The sequence below is a fragment of the Sphingopyxis sp. genome, from assembly GCF_036402335.1.
GTDB lineage: Bacteria > Pseudomonadota > Alphaproteobacteria > Sphingomonadales > Sphingomonadaceae > Sphingopyxis.
On sequence record NZ_DASWTD010000070.1, the window covers coordinates 1 to 3715 of the forward strand.

Genomic DNA, 3715 nt, shown 5'->3' on the forward strand with positions numbered 1-3715 from the left:
TTCTTTGCCATCGAATCGATATTTATAGCGCCAAAGCTTCGATCCTGACGGCTTCACAAGGACATAAAGCCCGTCGCCGTCGAACAGTTTATATTCCTTGGAGCGGCGCGCCGCATATTTGATTTCGAGGTCCTTGAGAGCCATGGGGGTCTTTTCCGTTGGGGGTCTTTTGCCGATGTGGCCAAAAAAGACCCCCAGATCAAATCGACGTCGACACATCCGGACGCACGACGTCGGATCGCGACGACCCCCATCAAACGGCTGAAATCGTGGATTTTTTTGCAAAGAAAGACGTCGATGGACGCTGTCGGACGATGTTGGAAATTTGGCCGTTGGTAGCGGAGGAGGGACTCGAACCCCCGACACGCGGATTATGATTCCGCTGCTCTAACCGGCTGAGCTACTCCGCCCCGAAGGGTCGCCGCCATGGGCGAGCAGCGCCTATAGGCAGGGCATCGACGCGGGTCAATATCATGCGCGCACTCCGCGAAAATTGCGTGCGAAGGCAGGCTGCCACGGCCCGCCGAGGTAGTGATGAGCGGCGAGACCCGCGATCGCCAGCGCGCGCGGCTCGAAGCCGGCGGCGAGTTCGGCGAGCAACGCCCGCGCCTCGCTGGGCGCGACCTTGTTCTGGACGGTGATGTGGAGCCGCGGCACGCCCTGGTCCTGCAAGGTCAGCATTCCGGTGAAATGATCGGCGATGCGTTCGCGGATCGCCAACAGGTCAGGACTGTCGATGCGAAAGGCGACACCGCCGCCGAGCGAATAGATTTCACGCAGGCGCGCCCGCGGCGCCGGCGTGTCGGCGACGATGCGGCGAATCAGCCGGTCGAGTTCATCGAGACACGACGGCGGCAACTGGTGGAACAGCGTGATGTGCGCCGCGAGACGGTTACGCCCGGGCGGATAATGCGCGGCGCGCAGATTGTCGAAAGCAAGCTGGTCCGCCGCACCCATCGTCGCGGTCACGATGATGGGTACGGCGCCGGCGGCCCGGTCGGGAGGGGGGATGTCCGGGCCGCCTATCGGGATCAGGCCGCCTGCGACAGCTTGCCCTGATACGGGTTCGCCTTCACCCACTCGAGTGCCTTTTCGGGGGTCGATTCGATATAGGGGTCGCTGTCGGTGCCGACATCGTTGATGCCGGGTTCGACGAACATCTGGACGACGACACCGTCGTCGACGATCGCCGTGTAGCGCCAGCTGCGCATGCCGAAGCCAAGGTGGTCCTTGTTGATCAGCATGCCCATGCGGCGCGTGAACGCGGCCGAGCCGTCGGGAACCATCTTCACCTTTTCGACGCCGAGGCTCTTGCCCCAGTTGAACATCACGAAGGCGTCGTTGACGCTGATGCAGTGGATATCGGCGACGCCGGCGGCAGCGAAATCGTCATGCAGGCGCTCGAAGCCCGGGCACTGCTCGTTCGAGCAGGTCGGAGTGTAGGCGCCGGGAAGGCCGAACAGCACGTGACGGCCTTCGCCGAACAGTTCGGCGGTGTCGACGTCCTGCCAGCGGAACGGGTTCGGACCTTCGACGGCTTCGTCGCGGACGCGGGTCTTGAGCGTCACGGCGGGAACGGGCTGATTGATCATGGGAGAGCCTTTCTCTTGTTGGTTTCGTGCGCCTAAGCGCATGAAAGGCTGCGGCGGTCCAATCGATAAATTGGCAGAGGTTGATCGGATTTTACGATTAACCCCGATTGCAGGAATTCGAATGCCGAAAGGCGCAAAAACGCTATAGGCTGGCCCAGAATCGCTGCAGCGCCGCGGCGACTTCGGCCGGTCGCTCGGCGATGGCCCAATGCCCTGCCCCCTCGATCACGGTCAGCGGCGTGCGCGTGTTGGCGGCGAAACGCTCGGCGACCGACAGTTCGACATAGGGATCGCCCGCGCCCCAGATCAGCGTGCCGTTCGCGGGCAATCGGGGGATATCGCGCGCCCAGTCATGCTCGAAACTCAGCCCCTTTGCCGAGCGATAGAGTTTGAGGATCGCGCGGCGCTTGTCCTTCAGTGCCCATTGCGCGGCCTCTTCGTTCGCGATGTCGGCGGGCATGCCTTGCGCCGCGAGGCCTTCGGCAAGTTTGGCGGGCTTGCTGAGCGCCATGAAGAGCTCGCCGAGCACGGGCGTATTCCAGATGCGCGCGAGCCGGTGACCGCGATAATCGGGATCGATCACCGCGTTCGAGATCGCCCAGCTGCGGATGAGGTCGGGGCGCAGCATCGCGACGCGCTGCGCAATCAGCGCGCCCCAGTCGTGGCCGACGATATCGATCGGGCCGTGCGCCGCATGCAATGCTTCCGCCTGCCCGACCGCCCAGTCGGCATAAGCTTCCTTGGTCGCGGGAAAACCGCGGGGCAGCGATGCGGTGAAACCCGGGAGCGCGGGAACCGCAACCGGCGTGTCGCCAAGATCGAGTTCGGCGAGCAACGGCTGCCAGATGAGGGGGCTGTCGGGGACGCCGTGGATGAAGAGTTTCGCGGTGGTCATATTACCCTCCCTATCCGTCGCTCCCGCGAAGGCGGGGGCCGTTGTCGACCTTACACTACCTCTCCAGCGGCCCCCGCCTTCGCGGGGGCGACGATCAGGGGATGCGGCCTCTACTCCATCTCCCCGCGCTCGCGGCGCAGTTGATACCATTTCTGCACATTCGCATTATGCTCGGCGAGCGTGCGCGCGAAGATGTGGCCGCCGTCACCCTTGGCAACGAAGAAGAGATAGTCGTTCGCCTCGGGATCGAGCACCGCCGCGATCGACGCCTTGCCGGGGTTGGCGATCGGCCCCTGCGGCAGGCCGATCATGCTGTAGGTGTTATAGCCGTTCACCGCCTGGATCTCGGAGCGCAGGATGCGGCGGCCCAGCGGCTTGCCCCGGGTGATCGGATAGATGATCGTCGGGTCGGCCTGGAGCCGCATGCCGACCGCAAGGCGGTTGGTATAGACGCCGGCGACGGTGCGACGCTCGGCGGGCACGCCGGTTTCCTTCTCGACGATCGAGGCAAGCGCCATCGCCTCGTTGCGATCCTTGACCGCGGTGCGCGGCGTGCGCTTCGCCCACAGTTCGCCAAACGCCTTGTCCATCGCCGCCTGCATCCGCTTGACCACGGCGGCGCGGCTTTCGCCCGTGGTGAAAGCGTAGCTGTCGGGAAGGATGCTGCCCTCAGCGGGAACCGGGATTTCGCCCTTCAACCGCCTTTCAGCCATCAGCCGCTCCCACACCATGATCGAGGGCATGCCCTCGGGGATCATGACGAAGCGCTGGATCGTCTTGCCCGACTGGAAGAGCTGGAGGATGTCGCCCGCATCCATCCCCTTTTCGATCTTGTACTCGCCGGGCTTGATCGGGTCGTCCGAGCCGAAGAAGCGCGCCTCGTTGCGAAAGCTCGACGCCGAGACGAGCCCCGCCGCTTCGAGGATATCGCCCGCCTTTGCGATGCTCGCGCCCTGTGGGACCACGACTTCGGCATCCTTCGGCGCACCGCCCGAACAGGCGGCGAGCAGGAAGGCCAAGATCGCGATCGTCAGCCAGCGGAACGGATGCACCAGTTTCTCCCGTCAGTCGGATGGTCCGGCTTAAAGCCACAAAAGACTCGCATATGCCGCGTCCTTTTGTGTCCTTTGTGGCTTTAGGCGAAACCTCGGCGAATTCTCCGCTGCTAGAGCATGGTAAAGCAATGTAGGAAAGGGGTTTTGGTTCGTCATTGCGAGCGAAGCGAAGC

5 protein-coding genes and 1 tRNA gene are annotated in these 3715 nt (G+C 63.8%); all 6 read right to left on the bottom strand.

Translation table 11 applies throughout. The features are described 5' to 3' along the window. Positions 1 to 219, bottom strand: a 219-nt coding sequence (locus VGD20_RS02130) for an Arm DNA-binding domain-containing protein (RefSeq protein WP_331132873.1), incomplete at its 3' end; no start/stop codon positions are given. A gap of 114 nt (positions 220 to 333) precedes the next feature. Beyond that, positions 334 to 410, bottom strand: a tRNA-Met gene (locus tag VGD20_RS02135). Positions 411 to 471: 61 nt separating this feature from the next. Further along, positions 472 to 957, bottom strand: coding sequence for a 2'-5' RNA ligase family protein (locus tag VGD20_RS02140; protein WP_331132877.1), 486 nt, complete (start codon positions 955 to 957; stop codon positions 472 to 474). A 74-nt stretch (positions 958 to 1031) separates the two neighbouring features. After that, on the bottom strand, positions 1032 to 1592 hold the full coding sequence (locus tag VGD20_RS02145; protein ID WP_331132874.1) for a peroxiredoxin: 561 nt from the start codon (positions 1590 to 1592) through the stop codon (positions 1032 to 1034). 142 nt (positions 1593 to 1734) lie between these two features. After that, positions 1735 to 2487 (bottom strand): alpha/beta hydrolase, encoded by a 753-nt coding sequence (locus VGD20_RS02150; RefSeq protein ID WP_331132875.1) that lies wholly within the window; start codon positions 2485 to 2487, stop codon positions 1735 to 1737. 110 nt (positions 2488 to 2597) lie between these two features. Then, entirely contained in the window at positions 2598 to 3539 is a 942-nt protein-coding gene (gene mltG, locus VGD20_RS02155; RefSeq protein ID WP_331132876.1) for an endolytic transglycosylase MltG, read from the bottom strand. Positions 3540 to 3715: the final 176 nt, after the last annotated feature.

Excerpts from the sequence above, each read along its gene's own strand:
- VGD20_RS02150 (WP_331132875.1), bottom strand. The coding sequence starts at position 2,487 with ATGACCACCGCGAAACTCTTCATCCACGGCGTCCCCGACAGCCCCCTC.
- VGD20_RS02145 (WP_331132874.1), bottom strand. The coding sequence starts at position 1,592 with ATGATCAATCAGCCCGTTCCCGCCGTGACGCTCAAGACCCGCGTCCGC.
- VGD20_RS02140 (WP_331132877.1), bottom strand. The coding sequence starts at position 957 with ATGGGTGCGGCGGACCAGCTTGCTTTCGACAATCTGCGCGCCGCGCAT.